The 20,656-nt window shown below is 39.7% G+C and carries 13 protein-coding genes; 2 read left to right on the top strand and 11 right to left on the bottom strand.

What is annotated here, in order from left to right:
- Positions 1–21 precede the first annotated feature (21 nt).
- From DZB84_RS12405 to DZB84_RS12370, 8 genes are all read right to left on the bottom strand, one after another.
- Complete coding sequence (locus DZB84_RS12405; RefSeq protein WP_116352585.1) at positions 22–1,041, bottom strand: alpha-ketoacid dehydrogenase subunit beta; 1,020 nt, start codon at positions 1,039–1,041, stop codon at positions 22–24.
- Positions 1,042–1,251: 210 nt separating this feature from the next.
- Positions 1,252–2,238, bottom strand: coding sequence for a thiamine pyrophosphate-dependent dehydrogenase E1 component subunit alpha (locus tag DZB84_RS12400; RefSeq protein WP_116352584.1), 987 nt, complete (start codon positions 2,236–2,238; stop codon positions 1,252–1,254).
- A gap of 224 nt (positions 2,239–2,462) precedes the next feature.
- Positions 2,463–4,388 (bottom strand): sigma-54-dependent Fis family transcriptional regulator, encoded by a 1,926-nt coding sequence (locus tag DZB84_RS12395; RefSeq protein ID WP_116352583.1) that lies wholly within the window; start codon positions 4,386–4,388, stop codon positions 2,463–2,465.
- A 395-nt stretch (positions 4,389–4,783) separates the two neighbouring features.
- Positions 4,784–5,563, bottom strand: a complete 780-nt coding sequence (gene nadX / locus DZB84_RS12390; RefSeq protein ID WP_116352582.1) for an aspartate dehydrogenase — start codon at positions 5,561–5,563, stop codon at positions 4,784–4,786.
- 15 nt (positions 5,564–5,578) lie between these two features.
- Positions 5,579–7,858, bottom strand: coding sequence for an ATP-binding cassette domain-containing protein (locus tag DZB84_RS12385; protein ID WP_116352581.1), 2,280 nt, complete (start codon positions 7,856–7,858; stop codon positions 5,579–5,581).
- Between the two features lie 271 nt (positions 7,859–8,129).
- Entirely contained in the window at positions 8,130–10,358 is a 2,229-nt protein-coding gene (locus DZB84_RS12380; RefSeq protein ID WP_116352580.1) for an FIMAH domain-containing protein, read from the bottom strand.
- 500 nt (positions 10,359–10,858) lie between these two features.
- Positions 10,859–11,824 carry a sensor domain-containing diguanylate cyclase gene (locus tag DZB84_RS12375; RefSeq protein WP_116352579.1) on the bottom strand — a complete coding sequence of 322 codons (966 nt, stop codon included), beginning with the start codon at positions 11,822–11,824 and terminating at the stop codon, positions 10,859–10,861.
- Positions 11,825–12,082: 258 nt separating this feature from the next.
- A complete protein-coding gene (locus DZB84_RS12370; RefSeq protein WP_116352578.1) occupies positions 12,083–13,783 on the bottom strand; it encodes a methyl-accepting chemotaxis protein in 1,701 nt (566 codons plus the stop codon).
- Between the two features lie 753 nt (positions 13,784–14,536).
- On the opposite strand from DZB84_RS12370, the gene DZB84_RS25455 reads away from it, so the two are divergent.
- Both DZB84_RS25455 and DZB84_RS25450 read left to right on the top strand, forming a co-directional pair.
- On the top strand, positions 14,537–15,436 hold the full coding sequence (locus DZB84_RS25455; protein ID WP_262983974.1) for an amidase family protein: 900 nt from the start codon (positions 14,537–14,539) through the stop codon (positions 15,434–15,436).
- Complete coding sequence (locus tag DZB84_RS25450; RefSeq protein ID WP_262983973.1) at positions 15,427–16,005, top strand: amidase family protein; 579 nt, start codon at positions 15,427–15,429, stop codon at positions 16,003–16,005. The genes DZB84_RS25455 and DZB84_RS25450 overlap by 10 nt, the downstream gene beginning before the upstream one ends.
- 145 nt (positions 16,006–16,150) lie before the next feature.
- Here DZB84_RS25450 and DZB84_RS12360 read toward each other — a convergent pair whose 3' ends face one another.
- The 3 genes from DZB84_RS12360 to DZB84_RS12350 all read right to left on the bottom strand — a co-directional run bounded on the left by DZB84_RS12360 (position 16,151) and on the right by DZB84_RS12350 (position 20,286).
- On the bottom strand, positions 16,151–17,062 hold the full coding sequence (locus DZB84_RS12360) for a Gfo/Idh/MocA family protein (protein WP_116352577.1): 912 nt from the start codon (positions 17,060–17,062) through the stop codon (positions 16,151–16,153).
- 35 nt (positions 17,063–17,097) lie between these two features.
- Positions 17,098–17,667: an HAD-IA family hydrolase gene (locus DZB84_RS12355; protein ID WP_116352576.1), complete on the bottom strand. Its 570-nt coding sequence runs from the start codon at positions 17,665–17,667 to the stop codon at positions 17,098–17,100.
- 195 nt (positions 17,668–17,862) lie between these two features.
- Complete coding sequence (locus DZB84_RS12350) at positions 17,863–20,286, bottom strand: beta-glucosidase (protein ID WP_189655233.1); 2,424 nt, start codon at positions 20,284–20,286, stop codon at positions 17,863–17,865.
- Positions 20,287–20,656: the final 370 nt, after the last annotated feature.

The raw sequence follows: 20,656 nt of genomic DNA, 5'->3' as shown, positions 1-20,656 counted from the left end.
AATCCTCCTTTACTTCAGTTTTTATTCATTGACTAGTTCCCGAGCTGCTTTATAGATTTTTTCTGCATTAGGCAATACATATTGCTCTAATGGACGACTGTACGGAATTGGAACATCCGGGATTGCCATTCTTTTTACTGGTGCATCCAAGTCATATAAGCCATGTTCTGCAGCTAAAGCAGCAATTTCTGCAGTTAATCCATATGATAAATAATCCTCATCCACAACCATTAAACGATGTGTCTTTTTAATCGAGTTCAAAATGGTTTCTTTATCAAGTGGAACAAGGGAGCGAATATCAATGACTTCTGCACTAATTCCGTCTTCTTCTAATTTTTTCGCGGCTTCAAGTGCTTGGACAGTTGTCATTTGAATACCTACAATCGTTACATCTGTTCCTTCACGTACAACGTTTGCTTTATCAAGTGGAACTGTATATGTTTCTTCTGGAACATGTCCTAGGGAAGCATCGATTTGATCCATCCAGCCTAAACCTTGAAGTGTTTTATGGAACATGAAAACAACTGGATTATCATCACGAATAGCTGAAATCATCATACCTTTTAAGTCATAAGGTGTGGTTGGCGCAACCACTTTCATTCCTGGTAGGTGGGCAAATGTTGCATATAGAGTTTGAGAGTGTTGCGCTGCATCATTATAGCCACCGCCAACACCTGTCATCAGAACCATTGGAAGTTTTACATTTCCACCTGACATGTAAGGTATTTTTGCCATTTGGTTGTAAATTTGGTCCATACAAACACCAAAGAAGTCAACAAACATTAATTCTACGATTGGACGCATACCTTGTGATGCTGCTCCTACAGCTGCTCCGATAAATGCAGTTTCAGATATTGGTGTGTCCATAATTCTTTCTGAACCGAATTTCTCATACAAACCTTCTGTTGAACCAAAAATCCCGCCATATTTACCGACGTCTTCTCCCAAAACAAAAACTTCTGGATCTTTTTCCATTTCTAAACGAATCGCTTCAGAAAGCGCTTTATTTCCAGTTAATAAACGTTTTTTTGTTTGTAACATATTAGACACCCTCTCATGTTAATTTTTCTATCAAATGCGCCTTAGCGTATTTGCGCCCAGATTTTTTAGGTCCACACGAGGTGGGTCACAAAGACGTTGCCACAGGAAGTGGCGTTCTTAGTCTTTGATCTTATGCTCGAAAAATTACCTTTAAAAATCTGTGGCATCCGCCGGAGGCTTTAACTTTATTCAGCATCCTCCTGAATAAAGTTAAATATATAAATCTTCTAATGCTGCTTCTGGCTTAGGATATTCACTTTCTCTAGCAAATTGATAAGCTTCGTCTACTACCTCTGTTGCATGCTTTTCAAGTGCAGCAATTTCCTCTTCAGATACGTTATATTCAGAAACGAGCTGGTTACGTAATTTTACAATCGGATCTTTTGTTTTTAGTTCTGGTACTTCTTTTTTCTCACGATACAATTCTGGATCACCTTGGAAGTGTCCGAGGAAACGATAGGTTTCGATTTCAATAATTGAAGGACCTTCCCCATTACGTGCACGTTCTACAGCTTCTTTAGATGCTTCATACATTGCAAGTGGGTCATTATCTTTTACATAATAGCCTTTAGCACCATATGCTGACGCACGAAGATCATTTGACGCAATCGATGTTGAATCTTCTTTTGCGACAGAAATACCATAATTATTATTTTCAACAACTACAATTAATGGGAGATTCCAAAGGGCAGCTAAATTCAGAGATTCATGGAATGCGCCTTGGTTTGCTGCGCCTTCACCTATGAATGCAATAGCTACATCATTTGTTTGTCTCTTTTTCGCAACTAATGCAGCACCGAGTGCATGAGGAATATTCGCTCCAACAATACCTCCGCAGGAAAAATTAACCTCCGGATCAAAGATGTGCATATGTCCACCTTTTCCTTTGCTTAAGCCTGTCACTTTACCAAACATTTCTGCCGTCATTTTTTTCAAGTGAACACCCTTTGCAATGGCATGGTGATGTGGGCGGTGTGGAGATGAAACTGTATCTGATTTTCTTAAATGTGCACATATCCCCACTGCTGCTGGTTCTTGACCATTGGATAAATGCATTTCACCAGGTACAGGACCTAGTCCAATATTAAAAACGGGATTTTTTCCTTCAGCATAAGCATCCATCATACTTTCTTCAAAATAACGAATCTTGTACATTGTTTCATACATCCATTTAAGTTGATCAATAGAAATCGTCAATTTTATTTCCTCCTTTGCTTTCTCTTATAAATAGTTACATCAACTAATAATGCAAGAATCGTGCCAACTTCTTTAAGTTGATAAAAATTTCTTTCTACGCCTTGTTTGTGAGCCTTTTCACGTATAAATAAAAATTGAATTCTATATAAAAAAGAGGAGTGTCTCATTTTGGGACACTCCTCTTTCATGTAAGCGCTACACTTCGCTACAAAACGCAACACCAATTATTGGATATTGAACTTTTTCATTTGCCGATACAACGTACTTCTTGCAATCCCTAAGTATTTTGCCGCATGTAAAATATTCCCTTTGTTTTTTTTCAATGCATGGATGATGGCTTGCTTTTTTAATTCATTCCGATCTAGAACAATTGTCTCCTCGTGTTTATGTTGATCGGTATTTTCAAAGATTTCATTCGGTAAGTCTTGTGAAGTTAGGCTATCCTTCAAACTTTTATTCATTGTTCTCTCTAAAATATTTTGCAACTCACGGATGTTACCCGGCCAGCTATACTTCATTAAGGCGTGAATAAATCCTGGTTCGATAACAGGCATGGAGCGGTTAAGGTTTTTACTAAACTGACGGATGAAAAACTCAACTAACAGAGGAATATCATCTATTCTGTTTCGAAGAGGTGGCAGTTCTATAGGCATCACATTTAAACGGAAAAATAAATCTTCTCTAAAACTACCTTTCTCTACTTCTTTACGAAGATTACGATTGGTTGCAGCTATAATTCGAACATCTACAGAAATAACCTTTTGTCCGCCAATTCGAATGACTTCCCTATCCTGAAGAACACGCAATAAAAGCACTTGCATCTCCAATGACATTTCCCCAATTTCATCTAAAAATAGAGTTCCTCCATCAGCAAGCTCAAATTTTCCTTGCCTGCCCCCTTTTTTCGCTCCTGTAAAAGCACCTTCCTCATACCCGAAGAGTTCACTACCTAATAAATCACGGGGGATACCCCCACAGTTAATGGAGATAAAAGGTTTATTTTTTCGGTCACTTGCATTATGAATAGCTTGTGCAATCATATCCTTACCTGTCCCGCTTTCTCCTAAAATCAGGACTGTAGAACTTGTTTTGGCTGCTAGTTTTGCTTCTTGCACTTTATCTAAAAATGAACGAGATTCACCAATAATCTCACCAAATGATACTTTGGCACGATGGTCTGTTAAATGGTTCACAAGGTGACGAACCTTCTTCATTTCTTTAAGTGTAATCATCGAACCAAGCCACTTCTTATCTTGATAAATTGGTATTTTACTAACCATACAATGGATACTTGGTTGTAAATCTTGGCGTTTTATATATATTTCTTTATCGAGAAAACGTACTTTATTGGTTGAAGTTAAGATTTGATTTTCAAAAATCGCACTTAACTTTTTATTTTCATGCTGATCCTTGTTAATCCCAAGTAACCGTGTAAACTGTTCATTTGAAATAATAATGTTACCCTGTGTATCTGTAATGACAATAGCGTCATCGATATTATTTGTAGCCGCTTCAAGGAATTTTTGCATCATTAAAATATTTTGCATATTTTCGTGTAATTTTAATTGATACTCAATGGCCTTAACAGTTGACACAACCATTCCTAAAGTATGGGAATGGACTTTCTCCCTTGGTCCAGACATATTCAGAACACCTATAATCTTTCCATCACTATCATGAATCGGGGCTGCCGAACATGTCCAAGATTGACAAACCTTCGCATAATGCTCCTCTGCAACGATTTGAAGCGGAGAATCAATCACAATCGATGTACCAATCGCATTGGTTCCCATTTCTTCCTCGCTCCAATCAGCGCCTTCAATAAAACCCATCGTATTTGCATGATTCAATGGTTCTTTATCACCAATTACTTTTAATAATTGACCTTGCTCATTACAAATAATGACCATAAATCCGGATCCCTCGACAATCGAATAAAGACCTTCCGTTAATGGTGTAGCCAAATTAATTAATTCCTTATATTTTTCAAGATCTAATGATTTCACTTTTCCATATGTACGAAATGGGTCAATTCCCATTTTTTTTGAACGAAGCCATGAAAGCCTAACAGTCGGATTGATAGTTGGTTTTAACTCATCTTCATAAATGAACTGTTCCCAATTTTCCTTATAATCTTTTAAACTTTCCATGCTACCCTCCAGAAAAAATATTTATTAATCTAGACTCTTTTCTAAAAATTTGTTGTTCTTAGCCTAAAGTTTATTGGTGGAACTAGGGTGTTTTCCGCTTCTGGCACTCGCTTTCCGCGGGCGATCCGCAAGCCTCCTCGCTCGTGCCTCACTGCGGGGTCTCGCTTGGCTCGCTATTCCCGCAGGAGTCTCGCGCCATACGCTCCAATCACTAGAGGGAACACCAATGTGTCTAATAATAATTATTAATGGCTATATCAAAAACAACAAAGTATGCAAAAATAACCTAAATCTAACTCAAGTGATTACGGTTTCATCACACTCTTCTATTGTATCATTTAAAACTTTTAAAATAGTGAAAAAAGAGCGAACCTTTAAGGCTCGCTCAATTTAAGTTATCCACCGATTCTTATACTGTTATTCATTCTTTTTAATGTCCCTAGAATACTCATAGCCGCTAAATAGCTTGTCTTTGGATTATCCGGTAGTGGATGATTCGTGATAGAAAACGTCGCTTCCCCAAACTCACCTTTTATGTCCACTTGATGTATGTTTTTTTCAATATGTGGATCAGCCACTAGACACACAGTCGTCTTCTCTATGCCTACCCCAGCCAATGCCAGGACAATGGAGACATTTACGTTTTTCGGAAATTTCTTAATGGCATCAATCGCTTTCCCCTCAAAAACAACCCTCGCCTCGTTGATGCCTTCATCAATGAGCGAGCTGGCAGGTTTCCGAGTTGTTAACGAAACGCTATTCACTTTACCGAGGGCATTTGCATTTTGTAATAAGTCCAAACCGCCAATTGCACCGGACGGCAGGTGTATGGCATTCTTATACTCTTTTACTAGGTTACTTAGTTCTGTCAACAGTGCTTCATCTGCTAAAGCTCCTACACTTATTAACACTACATCCTTCTTCTTAACAACCGATGGCAACATGGTTTTCACTGCATGTATATTCGCTGCCTCCACCACAATATCGATTTCTGAATCAAGAAATGTGTTGAGGTCCGTAAACAACCTTACCCCAAAGTTTGACTCCAGCACCCCGTACTTTTCCTTATTCCGTACCAAAATACTTTTAATCCGTAGATTTTCATGTTGGGATTGATTGATTTCTTTCAACAAAAAAGTAGCTATTGCTCCTGCACCAATTACACCGATATTCATAGTTGCCTCCCCATTTTAATTTATATATGTGATAACTCTACCCCTTAACCATTTCGCTGTTAATGTTTCGGCATTCACCATCTCTTCTGGTGTGCCTTCAAATATAACTTGTCCTCCCTGCTTACCTCCTGATGGACCCAATTCGATTATCCAATCGCTCGCCGCTATAAAGTTTAGATTGTGTTCGATGATAATAACAGAATTACCTCTGTTTACGAGATTTTGAAATACATCTAAAAGTTTCTCATTATCTTCAGCGTGCAGTCCTAAGGATGGCTCGTCTAACAGGTAGATTTGCCCTTCTTTTTGCAGGTGGCTTGCGAGTTTTAGACGCTGGATTTCTCCTCCACTTAGAGAACTTGTCGTCTGCCCTAAGGTTAAATACCCTAATCCTACTTCTTTTAACGTATCCACTCTTTTTATGATTTTTGGTAGTTTAAAATAATGAATAGCCTCGTCTATTGTTAAATCTAAAATTTCTACTATATTTTTATCTTGATAGCGATAGACAAGCGCTTCGTCAGAATATCTCGTACCGCCACATGTCTCACAAGGGATTGTCACTGGATCTGCAAATGCTACATCAGGCTTTATGACTCCTTTTCCTTTGCAGACAGGACATGCTCCTAAGGAGTTAAAGCTGAACAAACCCGCTGGTTGTCCTGTTTCTTTTGAAAATATGGTGCGTATATCATCCATTATTCCCATATATGTAGCTAGGGTCGAGCGGTTAGAGATTCCGATACTGCCTTGTCCTACCCTGATCGTTTCAGGATATTTGTTCGCAAACGCTTCTAACATTAAAGAGCTTTTACCTGATCCTGATACTCCACATACAGAAACTAAGACATTTTTGGGAATTTGTACGCTTATATTTTTTAAGTTATTGATACTTGCTTTATTTAGTGTAAAATATTTTTTTGTCTCCCTTGGATTTTGATTAATTTTTAGCTTGTGGGATAGAGCTGTTGCAGTTGGGGAGTTATTGAGCCCTTCTAATTTTCCTTGATAGACAACTTCTCCTCCATTTACTCCTGCTCCTGGTCCCATTTCTATGATTTGGTCTGCTACTTTTATGACTGCTAGATTATGTTCAATTACGATTACAGTATTATGTTGCTCTTTTAACCTTTTTAGCATCTGTATTAATAAATCTACTTCTTCTGGATGAAGTCCTGCACTTGGTTCGTCAAAAATGTATGTAATGTTATTTAGACTACTCCCTAAATGACGAGCGATTTTTACCCTTTGTGCTTCGCCACTGGACAGCGTCCCCATTTTTCTTGATAGACTCAAATATCCGAGCCCCATATCAACTAGTTGTTTTACATGCGGAATTGCTTGTTGCGCTATCGATTCCCCCATCGGGTCTTTTATGTTCTTGAGTTCCTCTAGTAATTCCGGAAGCTCCAACTGTTCATATTCTGCGATATTCAATCCATTTATTCTACATGCCAATACCTTTGGATTTAGACCTGAGCCTTGGCAGGTTGGGCATAAAGCCTGTGTTGATACTGCTAAAACGTCATCTTGGGATACTTCTTTTAGCTTTGAGATGTCTCTATTAATATAAAGGCGTGTAAATCGAGGCAATAGCCCATCCCACTCATGATCCTGAGGTCCATTTTTTGTATGAAACGGAGCATAGACTTTTTTACCTTCTGGGGGACCATATATTAGCAGGCGGCGTTTTTCTTCTGTGTAGTCCTTTATCGGTTTATCTGGATCGAATAATCCGCCCGTCATCATCCATCTGCCTTGCCAACCCGAAGGAGATAAAGGCTTAAATCTCACCGCATACTCTCGAAGTGACTTATCGAAATCAACCATCTTATTTACGTCCGGTGCAATGACCTCCCCAAATCCACCACATTCTGGACATCTACCAAAGGAACTTTGACTCGAAAAATCAGTGGCAGAACCGATTGATGGCTTTCCTATTCTCGAGAACAAAAGTCTCAGTAGTGGATCTATATCCATATAGGTACCAACTGTCGAACGGGAATTGCCCCCTATTTGCCGTTGTTCCACTACAACAACCGGGCTTAAGTTTTGCATAAGATCAGCGTGGGGTCTTTCGTACCTTGGCATTTGATTTCTAACATAGAGAGGATAATTCAACGTCATTTGTCTTCTACTTTCAGTTGCCAATGTATCAAAAACTACTGAGCTCTTTCCTGAGCCTGAAAGACCCGTAAATACGATGATTTTTTCTTTAGGTATATTTAAATCGATATTTTTTAAATTATGTTCTTTAAGCCCTCTTAATATGATTTCATCTTTTACCTCTGGCATCTTATCACCCTTTCTGATTTTTATTTTTAGTTTCATAGATATATCTAGCTTACCCTATAAATCTCTACATAAGCCAATGTTAGAAAAGAAAAAGAGCCCTCGAGCAAAACCCAAGTAACTCATTTAGTTTATTTTAAATTAAAAGGTAATCAGATCAACGTAAACAATATAGATTGGAGCACAGCAATTGCTTGTTACCCCCTATTATCAAAAAGTAAAAAACTATCCTGACGGCTATGTTTATGGCTTAAAGCAGTCAGGATAGTTCTGTTTATTTGATTTCGATTGAGTCAAAGATTCTTTGTAATTTTAGATAGGAATCTTCTGCTATATCCGTTTCCTTGGCATTTTCAAGATGTTTTTTTGCATCTTGTAAATGTTTTATGGCTTCCACTTGTCTGCCCATATCCTGGTGATGAATAGCTGAAGACAGAGAATTAAACAGCTGCTTGCTTAATGAATTTGTGATTTTGCCACCACTTGTTTGCTTCGTGACAAATTTCCGTGCAGATTCTAATGTTTCTGCTACTTCAATTTTCATTAAATTGGCTTTATCTGCATAATAAATATTTCCATCGTCCCCAATAGTCATCAACTCTGTTTCAGCAAGTGTTTCATGCTCAAATGAATCAGGGTCGATTACTGTTAGTTTACCAGCAAGAGTCGTGTACAATAGTCCGTCTTCACTCCAGCGGATATGGATTGGTCTCCATCTACCGAAATCTTTTACTTCTGGATAAATGTTTTTGCTCTTCACAATTTTCAAGTTTTCTGGATCCATTGCAAAGATTGTTCCTCCCGCTGCTGACCATAATAAACCGTCTGGTCCCAGTTTCATTCCACTAATCATCTTCGGCTGAACTGTAGCACCTGGTATTTCTGGAACAAATTCAGTGATTTTTTCACCTTTTTCCATATCCCATACAAATATTTTGGCTGCCGACTCTGTTGGGTCTATTCCCAAACCACCGGCAACAGTTGTTGACCCATAAAGTTTTCCATTCACTTCTGCTAATCCAGCAATGGCTTGATTATGAACAACGTCTTCATAAACAACTGGATTTTTTACACCGGTTGGATCAAGTACAGTTAATGAACCTCCCAAATGCCCGTAATCAGGGATCGTCCCAATATATAATTGATCGTTGGCTACAGTCATTATAAATGGACGGTCCTGATTAGGAATATCGTAAATTTGTTTAGGTGAGAGTGAAGGATTTGTAACATCCATTTCAAAAATAATCGCACCTGGGTAAACCCCAAAATACATTTTGTTGCCAAGGGAGACCATACCCTCTGCTTGTCCCAAGGTGAAATTCTGGTATTCATTCGTTTCCGTATCAAAAACTGACCCTTTCCCTCCTGGATAACCACTTAAATACAAATGACCTTGAGGGCCTTTCTCCAATGTTTGAATAGGGATTGGATTTCCGACAATTGGATATTGGGTGGTTTTTACTTTTTTAGTTTGTAAGTTCATGTAAGTGACTTGACCACCAAATTGAACGGTAACTAATGATTGACCAGGGAGGTCAGGATCATTTTCTACTTCAACCCAAGTTGTATTTCGCAAAAAGGTTCCAAACACTACTCCTGTATCAACCGCTTGAAGCGTATCTAGGTCCACTTCCTTCAATCTACTTCCTTGTAGAAAATAGACTTTGTTGCTTCCAGGAAGACCGTGAATTAGGCGTATCCCTTTATTGTTTGTATAGTACGTATCACTCCATTCCCCTGTTTCTGTATCATAAAACAAGAGTGTATTACTGCCACCACCAACACCGGCAATGATATATTTGCCTGCCGCATCTAATTGCCAAACACTGCTGCCAGGAACGACATGGTCAGGCACCTTAATTGCTTCATATTCACCTGTTTCTACATTTAGTTTCACTATTCGATTATCAACACCGATACCTAAATAGAGGAACCCATTATGATAAGCAGTAGATCTGGAGTAGCTTTGTCCCGGAGCAATACTACCATAATCCTTCATCTCTCCAGTTTTCGGGTCGTATCGTCCAGCTTTTGCATTCGGATATGAACCGAAATATACTCTCCCCTGCTCATCATAAGATAAACCGTATACCACACTTTCCCCTATACCACCAAGATTTTTTACCTCCTTGGTTACTGGGGAATATTCATATAGATATCCATTTCCACCTATATAGACATTGCCATTTGGTACCGTAATATGTGTCCAAACTGCCCCTGTACCTTCTAAAGGATATGTCCTAACGACTTCCTGACTTTTAAGGTCGATAACCTGAAAAATGGCCGGGTCACCACTGGCAGTCGTGTACATCATATCCCTTCCATCTTCCGTACCATATGTAGAGTCATAGATTGCAATACTTTGAATAGTAGACCCCAAATTTATTGGATCTTTAAACCTTTTTTCTACTTCTGCATGAACTGGAAGACTATAGAGTAAAGAAGAAATAATTAATAGACATACAGCAAAAAGAATTCCAAATAATTTTGTAAACGTTCTCATTTTTTTCTGCTCCTTTCAATTCAAATTATTTTTTATTGGTCGATTCCTGTGTTCCCTCCCTCTTCTAGATATATGTTAAAAATAACAAATCTAAAAATGGATGAAAATGACGATAAATAGCCCATAAATAAAGACAGGTATATAGTCATACATAATATTATTAGTATTCTAATTTAATCAGCAAAAAAACGGTTCTAATGACCTATACTTATAAAATTGAAAGAGTTTTCTAGTAGTAGTGAAATCGATTTTATTAGTTCAAAGTAAGTTATCTTTTACTTCTGTCGGGAATACCTTTAATTTTCGATCGCATTACTGGCTGGATTAACTGGGCAATCCCGTGTAAGTCAGTAATATTAAAAATAAAAAAGGCCTGACTCTCAGTACCCCTAGACGTTGGTACAATAGAGTTAGACCATTTAAATACAAACTTATCACTCTTTAATTCATCAAATTAAAACAATTAAAGAATATACCAATATAATGGACGCTCAATTTTTTTAGTAAATAAGCAATTTCTTTTTGTCTTCCTTACTTTTGTACATATTTTTATCTGCCTGATTGAATATTTCTTCCATTTTCCCCTTGGAGCCATTTGAAATTCCATATCCCATCGACATTTTTACCCTTATATTTGAACCACTCGCATTGTGAGTTTCTACCTCTTTTAAAATATTATTTAAGAGATCCTCTACTTCTTCTACAGTTACTCCAGCAACTATCAACGCAAATTCGTCTCCCCCTAATCTCGCAACAGTTATCTTCTCAGAGGAAAATTGATTAAGCAGTCTTGCCGTTTCCTGTATTAATTCATCTCCTACTTTATGTCCATAATTATCGTTAAAAAGTTTTAGTTCATCTAAATCGCAAATAATGATCGCAACAGGTATATTGATCTGTTGATTGTATTTCTCAAAGATTCTCTCAAAATATCCACGATTATAAAGGTTTGTTAAGTTATCATGATAAAGTCGATATTCTAATTGATTTTGTAATTCAACTTTTTCATCGATGTTTCTTAACACTCCCTGTAAGGCTACTATTTTTCCATTTTCATAGATGGGGGTAGTATATTCCTCAAAACATCTGTAAATACCATTCTTATCCTTCCATCTTTGAACAATACCCTTCTTGTAATCAAGTTCACCGTTTATCTTTTTCATAAGAATATCGTAATCATCTGGATGAATGTCGGTAAAAGCCACATTAGGACTCTGATAAGCCTTTGCAATCGAGCCGTCACCAAAAAAGTATTCGGCGGATGGACTTAAATACTTAAACTTGATTTCAGGGCTTATTTCGCAATAATAAATAAAATCCTTTGTATTTTCAACAACATGTATAAAACGGTCATACTTTTCTTTTAGGGCTTCTTCTTTTACCTTTAATGTTCTATATAAAATAACTACCAAAACTGCCCAAAGAATACTTGAGATTATGAGGCCAAAAATAAACTGTTCATTCATTGGAGGTTACCTTCTCTCATAAATTACCGTTTAAATTCCAGACATCCATCACCAGAGCATAGATCGTTTATTCCAAACTATATTGCTCTGCTATAGCTTTATGTTATTACTTATTAGCAATTACCTTTATCACCCTTTTATTAGGTCTTTGCTCCTATATTATAACATAATTTGGAAATAACTTGTATTACTTTTTGGTATTTATTTACTCCACGAATCTAGTGGTTTGACCTACAATAGTAGTTATTTCAAATAAATTTAATGTAATTTAAACCTGTTAATCATAGTTTGCAACTCTTCAGCCATTTTGGATAACATAGCAGCAGATAAAGAGATTTCTTCCATTGTTGCAGTCTGTTCTTCCGTAGATGCAGACACTTCTTGTACCCCAGAAGCTGTTTCCTCTGAAACACCCGAGATAAACTGCATAGATTGTTCGACTTGTTTTGCGCCTACTGCTAGCTGATTCACGGCTGAAGAAACTCCTTGAATTTGAGCTGTCACTTCATTAATGGAACCTTCAATTTGTGCAAAAGATTCTCCGGCATTATTAACATAGCCGATTCCTGCATCTACTTCTCTTGTCATTTCTTCCATAAATTGAACAACTATAATCGTTTCACTCTGAATCATTGAAACTAATTGAGAGATTTCCTTTGCTGACTCAGCCGACTGTTCTGAAAGTTTACGCACCTCATCAGCAACCACTGCAAATCCTCGTCCATGTTCCCCTGCTCTCGCCGCTTCAATAGCAGCATTTAAAGCAAGCAGATTTGTTTGCTCAGCAATTCCGGTAATAGCCACAATAATTTTACCTATCTCTTCGGACCGTACCCCTAATTCCCCTACTACTTCAGATAAACTAGTAAACTTATGATTAATAAAACTCATTTGTTGTTTAGCCGTATTAACTGATTGACTACCAGCTGAGGCTTTGTTTGAAGAATTGATTGCTAGATTAGATACACTTTCAGCATTATTTGAAATTTGTTGGACCCCTAATGCCATTTTATTAACAGTTTGCGATGCATCTTCGACGTTTTGAACTTGGTTGTCCACACCAATCGCTACTTCATTCATTGTTTCTGCAATTTGTTTTGAAACAGAACTAGACTGCTCAGAACTTGCCGTCAACTGTTCAGCGGATGCTGCTAGTTGATTAGTGGTCAAACTCACTTGCTTAATAAGTACACGAAGATTATTGGCCATTTCATTAAATGCAAAAGCTAAATCACCAATCTCATCGGTATTTCTTACCTTAATGTCTTCAATAGACAAATCCCCTTCAGCGACTTTTTTGGCATTATCAATTAACATTGTAAGAGGCTTTGTTTTTCTCCTAATGACCAGAATAGTAATCACACATGCGATTAACATTGGTAACAGACCAAGTATAAAACTATCTTTTACAGACTCCCATGTTCTTTCATTTACAATTTTTGCGTTAAAATCAATAGCATTTAAAGCTATTATTTCTTTGTTTGGGTCATGATCTTTAAATATAGGCGCATATCCGGTAATACGTTTCATACCACCAAATTCATAAATTTCCGAATAATGGGGGTGCTTCGTTTCTTGTATAGTTTTGAGCACCGACTTATCAATATGAAATTTATCACCAGCCTTAAATCCTTGTTGTTCCATGTTACTATCTTGAGCCAAAATAGTCCCATCTAGTGATAGAATGTATTGACCTTCAAATATTGATTTATGATTTGTCGTCCAATTTAAAATTTCTTTCAAATCGTTAGGATCTTTATTTCCACTAATGATTTCTTCAACGTCATTTGGATCTACTAAACCGGTGGTAATGTTCGCACATCCAACTGCTTCAATTCCTGCTGCTTCATATGTTTTTTCATAACTAACTTTGTAATTAGTTATTGAAGAAATAATCATCGATAGAAATAGGACTACTACAATTATGATTCCTAGCTGTCCCGTAAAAGTTCTTTTCAATTTCTTGTCCTCCTAAATATCCCAAGCCTTTTCCTAGATTAATATATTAGTATTCCATTATTATATAATGAATAATACTTTAGTACTATATAAATTGTGAGAACAGTCATAAAAAGTAGGACTTAGAAAATGTGTGGTAATGGTTTTCTATTTAGAAGAAGGGCACCCAGATTCCAACTACCATCAGCATATTATTGGATTGTCTTAATACAAAAATTAACCGTTTTTCATTCATGTTAAATTGTTTTCCAGCGCCTCCATGCTTTACAGAGCATCTTCTACTAGTCAGATTCTATTTACCCAATTATCACCTATTTGCTATCCCTCCCAATTTACTAAGTAACTATTCTTATCAACTACTACTCCCACAAAAAAAGACCTAGAGGGAATGTATTTTCATTATGAATTTATTACGGATGTCGAAAAAACATATTTGAAAACGCTTTATTTTTTACTCAGTTTAAAATATAATGAATTTTAGTAATATTCATAAAGTTTGTGATGGCATTATTAACAATATACTTACGGTGTCAAAGTTTTTAAAGGGAGGGATCTTAAGATCAAATAACACTTTACGTTTTTAGATTGATAGGTTAAAAAAGGTGGTCTATGATTTTGAGTAGAAAAAAGAAACCTAATTCCCAGGGCCCTAGAATTCACCCCCTATTCCAACCAGATCCTAGTTTTTTTTATTACATCATGCTAATAAAAGTTTAATATTATTCTAAATTACCAGATAGGTGGAGATGTAGTATGGAAAAATCATCAATTCAAACTCACGCATCTAAGGTATTACACAATAAAGGCAAAGCTGAATTATGGCGCTGGTCTGCAACAGATTTAGCACATGGAATTCGAACAAGACTTATTTCATCCCGTGAGGCTGTAGAAAGCTGTTTGGACAGGATTGAGGAAGTAAATCCAGTGCTTAATGCCCTAGTCGAAGTACATGCAGAAGAGGCACTTGCCGCAGCCGATCAGGCAGATCTTGCTGTAAAAAAAGGATTACCACTTGGACCTTTACATGGTGTGCCTGTTTCGACAAAGATTAATGTTGACCAAGCTGGTCATGTAACAACAGACGGTGTTGTCGCTTTTAAAGATAATATTGCAGAAAAAGACAGTCCCCCAGTAGCGAACTTACGAAAGGCAGGGGCTGTAATCGTTGGACGCAGCAATACGCCAGCCTTTAGTTTTCGATGGTTTACAAATAATGATTTACATGGAAGAACCCTGAACCCTTGGGATAAGTCACGTACACCTGGCGGTTCAAGCGGAGGGGCGGCTTCAGCTGTCGCATCTGGAATGATGCCAATTGGACATGGAAATGATATTGGCGGTTCTGTTCGTCATCCAGCCTATGCCTGTGGAATTACTGGAATCCGCCCTACCATGGGAAGAGTACCTGGCTGGGCTGGTCCTCCAAGTGGCGATCAGGCACCTTCTACCCAATTAATGGCAACAGATGGTCCGCTTGCACGTAACGTTGCAGATCTTCGCCTTGCCCTTACAAGCATGAGTGAATTTGATCCACGTGATCCACTCCATACTTCAGTACCTTTATTGGGCGAACCACTTCAAAAGCCTATTCGAGTTGGTCTTTTACGTGATGTAGGTATTTCCACTCCATCATCAGCTTCAATATGGCTTTGACTGATGCAGCTAATCAGTTGACGGAAGCTGGTTATGTTGTCGAAGAAGTAAGCCTACCTCTCTTTGCTGAGGCATATAGACTTTGGTATTTATTAGTACTGGAGGATTTCAGAACTAATATCTCACTTGTAGAGCTGTATGGAGACGAAGGAATGAAAAAGGCAGCTTTTAATTATTTCGCTAACGCAAAAGAATGGTGGGGAGAAGACCCTGGTCTGTCCGATTATATCAAGGGCTACGCTCGTCGTGGAACATTAATTGTTCAACTTCAAGAGTTTTTGCAAAAATATCCACTACTTCTCATGCCGGTCTCAACTGAACAGGCATTTGAACAAGATGCTGATATAAAAAGTGTTGAAAGCATGAGGCGTTGTATGGATGCACAATGGTCTATGATGGCAATCCCAGTGCTCGGATTCCCCGCTATCTCGGTTCCAACTAATGTAGTAGATGGTCTACCAGTTGGCGTTCAGCTATTAGGAAGGCGTTTTCGAGAAGATACTTTATTTGACGCAGCAGAGGTAATTGAAGCTCACGCACAAATCAAAACACCTATTGAACCAAGATAGTTTATTATAAAACCCATTTCTTTCGTCTATATAAAAATTTCCCACGGCTATTTTCGCCGTGGGTTTTCTTGTGTATTCCTAGTAATCACACACCTGTAGTTGAAATCTAGAAAATCCCGTAAAAATTTTAAATTCTTGTGTGCCATTACTTCTTTTCCAATAGTTCCGTTAGAATCTCTTCGCAAATTTCATGGGTTTCCAGTGCATCCCGAGCTGAAATTTTAGGTTTTGAATTTGTGCTGACGGACTGAATAAAATCTTTAACCATTTGCTCAAACCCTCTTTTAACCAAGGTTGGTTCCCAATCACTGCTCCGAACCTCAATATTTTCCATTCCTTTCGAAATGACTAATGCGGAAACATTCGTAACGGTCCGTTTCTCCAACGGACCCATAACCTGGGCCATTTCTTCAGTGGTTCCATTATCCCTATTCATGATGCCAATTGCCGTGCCAGCTTTGGATATAAATTGAATCACAACGTGATATAAGGCACCATTTTCTATTCGGCCGTTCACGATCAAATCTTCAATCGGGTGTGGAAATAAATACTTCATGGTATCCACGACATGGATAAAATCATCAAAAATAAACGTCCTCGGCTCACCAGGAAGATTATTGCGGTTTTTCTGGACAACTACCATATTTGGCTGTTTAACTTCCTTCAAACTTACATAAGAAGGGGCAAATCTGCGATTAAATCCCACCATCAGAATAAGACCTTTTGCCTCCGCAAGCTCAACAAGCCTTTTAGCACCTTCATACTTGTCCGTAATGGGCTTGTCCACAAACACATTGATTCCGCGATGTAGAAGCAGTTCAACAATTTCTTCATGAGAAGATGTCGATGAATGGACAAATGCACCCGTAATACCACTCTCAACCAGGGATTCGAGGTCGGAGTGAATATGTTCAAACCGATACTGGCTAGCAATGGTTCGTAACTTTTCTTGGTTTCGTGTGTAAAAGTGAAACTCAATCTCTTTTAATCCGCTATAAACTGGAAGATACGCTTTTTGTGCAATGTCTCCAAGTCCAATAACTCCAATTTTAATCACTATAAATCCCCCACTCTACTATTCGTACTTCTATTTTATAAAAAAGGTAGAACTTTCGTCTTGAAATCAGCATAACTGTCGAGGTAAAAGTCCGCCTCAATATCCGGATTTTCAAAGGCAACAGTTTTGATTCCTAATTCTCTAGCTGGTATTAAGTCTAATTCGCGGTCGCCAATCACCAAATCAATTGGATAATCCTTGATCACATGTTGATATGACGCTGCATGTGGTTTTCGGGTAAATCCTTCTTCCTCGACCGAAACAATCACCTTAAAATAATGTAATAACTTGAATTTTTCCAAAAGAAACAAGGTCGACTCCTTGTCACGGTGAGTGACGATAAAATTGTCATCTGCCACTTGTAAAACCTCTTCTAAATGCTCAAATGGCTGGCTGTTAAAGGAATACTGATTATATAATTTGATATATTCTTTACGTTGACTTTCATCAATTCCATAATGCTGAAAGGCCACTTTCGAGTTGACCTTAAGCCACTTCAGAACTTCGTCTGGATCCAAATCCTTTCCGCTCAAATGGATAAACCCTTTGACAAGCGCCGGGTACGTGTTAAACAATGTTCCGTCAAAATCCCATAGAATATTCATGCAAATCCCTCTTTCTCTTCCATAATACCTCTCATTATAGAAATGAAACTGCTGAAAATAAAGTTTTTATGTTTAAGCGGTTGACCAAATGTGATATAAAGTCAAAGCGACCACCCAAGCCACCTAAAAAGCAAAAAGCCCGCAGGACTCGGCTTGGATTCGCCGAGCCTACAGGCTCTCTATCTTAATATTGGGCTACTTACGGGATTTTCCCTTACCCTTTTTATCAGCCTTACCGAGTTTGAAGTTCAACGGTACGCTCTTCTCCAGTGGCGTATCTGCCGAGGAACCACCGACATGCACGATGTATTTTCCATCAGCGGTAGCCCACTCACCATCAGCCCAATTCGCCAGGTTGTTCGGTTCTTTCGGAATGAAATAGGAGAACGGGTGGTTAGAGTCAGCAAGGTTAATCCGTAAAGTCACTCGCTTGCTCTCACCGGGCTTAAGATCAACCTTTTCGAAGTTGACGAGCCGCTTGCTCGGCTCTCCCGCCTCGTTCGGCAGGGTCAAATAGACCTGTGCCGCTTCTTTGCCGGCAACTTTACCGGTATTTGTAACAGTGAAGGATACGTCAATACCAGACAACGAGCCTTTGCTGCCGCGGACCCTCATCACCTTGAGGTCGCCATACTTAAAGGTCGTGTACGACAGGCCATACCCGAATGGGAAGACAGGCTTCACCTTGTTAGCCTCATACCAGCGGTAGCCCATCTCAAGGCCCTCTGTGTACTGGGCAATTAACTGGTTGGAACCGTTACCGTATGGACCTGGGCCACCAGGTTTGCCAGTGTCTTGACGGGTTCCAGGATACTGCTTCTCGGTCGCGAAGGCAGCCTCACGCTCAGTGGCACCGAACGTCATAGGCAACTTGCCGGACGGATTAACCTTACCGTAGAGCAAATTGGCGACGGCATTGCCATCCTCCATGCCCGGATACCATGCTTCGAGGACTGCAGGGACCTGATCCAGCCACGGCATAAGCACCGTACCAGAAGTTTTCAGGACCACAACCGTGTTCTTTGCATTGGCCTTCATAACGGCGTCGATCATCGGCTCCTGATCCACCCAGTCCTCTCGGGGCGCGTTCTTGTCGAGGGGAATGGCCGGGAAGCCGAGAGTTTCGCGGTCTATGGTCTCACCCGGGGTGTCGCCGACCATGAGCAGCACGACGTCAGACTCGGCGGCTAGCTTAGCAGCAGCCTCCGGGTCAAGGCCATCGTTGTACGTCACTTTGGTGTTGTAGCCCAGTTCCTTGATGACGTTCTCCAGGCCCTGTTTTGGTGTGACCGTGTAAGGGGTCACGACGTTCTCGTTGTTTATCCCAATGGAGCGCGGGGACATCTTGGCCTTACCAGCGAACCACTCGACGCCAATCAGCGCGATTGACTTCGGCTTTCCGTCCAGCGGCAGGAAGCCGTCTTTGTTCTTCAACAGCACGGAACCTTCCTCTGCCATCTTCCGTGCGCTAGCGCCGTTGACATTCAGATCGACAATCTCTGGCATGAACTTATTAAAAGGCTTATCCATATGGCCGTACTCAATCATCTTGATATACCGCGGACGAAGTAGATTGTCAATGTCGGCCTCGGTCACCTGACCCGAGTCAAGGGCCTTCTTGATCTTCTCCTGGGTGTAGTACTGCGGTGCCCAGTCGAGCTCTACATTCGTACCCGCCTTGATGGCAGCGACCGTGTCGTGAATTGCGCGGCGGTCACTCATCACGTAACCATCGAAGCCCCAGTTCCTCCTTAGTGCATCTTGCAGCAGCTCAGAGCTGTCACATGCATAGGTGCCGTTAACATCCGGGAACGAGCACATCACGGAGGCAGGGTTAGCATTCTTGACGGTCATCTCAAATGGCAGCATGTACAGCTCATTCATCGCCTTTGAGGGAACCTGGACACCCATCGTCCACCGCTCGGTTTCCTGCTCGTTTCCAGCAAGGTGCTTGAGTTGGGCTTGGACTCCCTGTTTTTGGATACCCTTGACCTGCTCGGTTGCCAGGGTACCCGTCAGGTATGGGTCCTCACTGAAGTACTCATAGTTCCTGCCACCGTAAGGGTGACGCACAAGATTCATGCCAGGTCCGAGCATCACGTGGTGCGCGAAGGCACGTGTCTCTTCACCGAGGATTCGACCTGCCTCATAGTTCAGCCCACGGTTGAAGGTCGCGGCCATAGCCACGGTAGATGGCAGGCCTGTCGCCACCGGGTCATTGTGACACGATCCGCCCTTCACACCCGTACCACCGTTGGTCATGCGGACTGTGGGGATACCCAGTTCCTCGATTCCATGAATTTGCCTTCCGGTGTCCTGAAACTCACACCCGGGCAGGGTACCCTCGGGCGGAAATACGCCGCTCTGGTACTTGTTAGTACCGCCCTTTTTGATGACAACCGGCTCACCTTTGTCGTTCTCATTGAAGCGCGAGATGGCGATTTGCTGAATCTTCTGTTCCAACGTCATCGCCTTTAGTAGCAGCTCGGTTCGCTCCTTTGCAGAAAGTTTGGTGTTCATCCAGGGCTTTGCCCCAACATTCTCCGCATTAACAGGAATTTCTAACATAGACATAAAGATCATTGCTGCAAAAAAAATTGAGATCATTCGTCTTATCATTTTAATATCTCCCTTACTTTCTATGTAGTAGATTAGTTTTGATATCATTCGTTTATCATCTTAATCTCTCCTTTGCTTTCTTTGTTGTCTACTAGTATTAAAATCATTCTTTTAACGACTCAATCTCTCCCTCGCTCTTTATGTTGTCTATTCGTTATAGAAATCATTCGTTTACCCTCTTAAAGTCTTCCTTTCTAACTATTGTCTAGTAGACTAAGGGAACGTTAATTAAAGAACCGTAAAAAAACACGCAATTAAGAAAAAATAAAACCCTTAATTCACGGATAATTTTTTGCGAATTCAGGGTCTTATTATTCTGGTGTTACAATTTACACCTTTGCGATCGATTCAACATGGCTTGAGTGGAGAT

Origin of the sequence: Bacillus sp. HNG (assembly GCF_003400205.1) — a bacterium.
GTDB lineage: Bacteria > Bacillota > Bacilli > Bacillales > Bacillaceae_L > Ferdinandcohnia.
The sequence above is the reverse complement of the archived record's forward strand: the minus strand, read 5'-3'. Positions and strand labels throughout refer to the sequence as shown.

Excerpts from the sequence above, each read along its gene's own strand:
- DZB84_RS12405 (WP_116352585.1), bottom strand. The coding sequence starts at position 1,041 with ATGTTACAAACAAAAAAACGTTTATTAACTGGAAATAAAGCGCTTTCT.
- DZB84_RS12395 (WP_116352583.1), bottom strand. The coding sequence starts at position 4,388 with ATGGAAAGTTTAAAAGATTATAAGGAAAATTGGGAACAGTTCATTTAT.
- nadX (WP_116352582.1), bottom strand. The coding sequence starts at position 5,563 with ATGAATATCGGTGTAATTGGTGCAGGAGCAATAGCTACTTTTTTGTTG.
- DZB84_RS12385 (WP_116352581.1), bottom strand. The coding sequence starts at position 7,858 with ATGCCAGAGGTAAAAGATGAAATCATATTAAGAGGGCTTAAAGAACAT.
- DZB84_RS12380 (WP_116352580.1), bottom strand. The coding sequence starts at position 10,358 with ATGAGAACGTTTACAAAATTATTTGGAATTCTTTTTGCTGTATGTCTA.
- DZB84_RS12375 (WP_116352579.1), bottom strand. The coding sequence starts at position 11,824 with ATGAATGAACAGTTTATTTTTGGCCTCATAATCTCAAGTATTCTTTGG.
- DZB84_RS25455 (WP_262983974.1), top strand. The coding sequence starts at position 14,537 with ATGGAAAAATCATCAATTCAAACTCACGCATCTAAGGTATTACACAAT.
- DZB84_RS25450 (WP_262983973.1), top strand. The coding sequence starts at position 15,427 with ATGGCTTTGACTGATGCAGCTAATCAGTTGACGGAAGCTGGTTATGTT.
- DZB84_RS12355 (WP_116352576.1), bottom strand. The coding sequence starts at position 17,667 with ATGAATATTCTATGGGATTTTGACGGAACATTGTTTAACACGTACCCG.
- DZB84_RS12350 (WP_189655233.1), bottom strand. The coding sequence starts at position 20,286 with ATGATAAGACGAATGATCTCAATTTTTTTTGCAGCAATGATCTTTATG.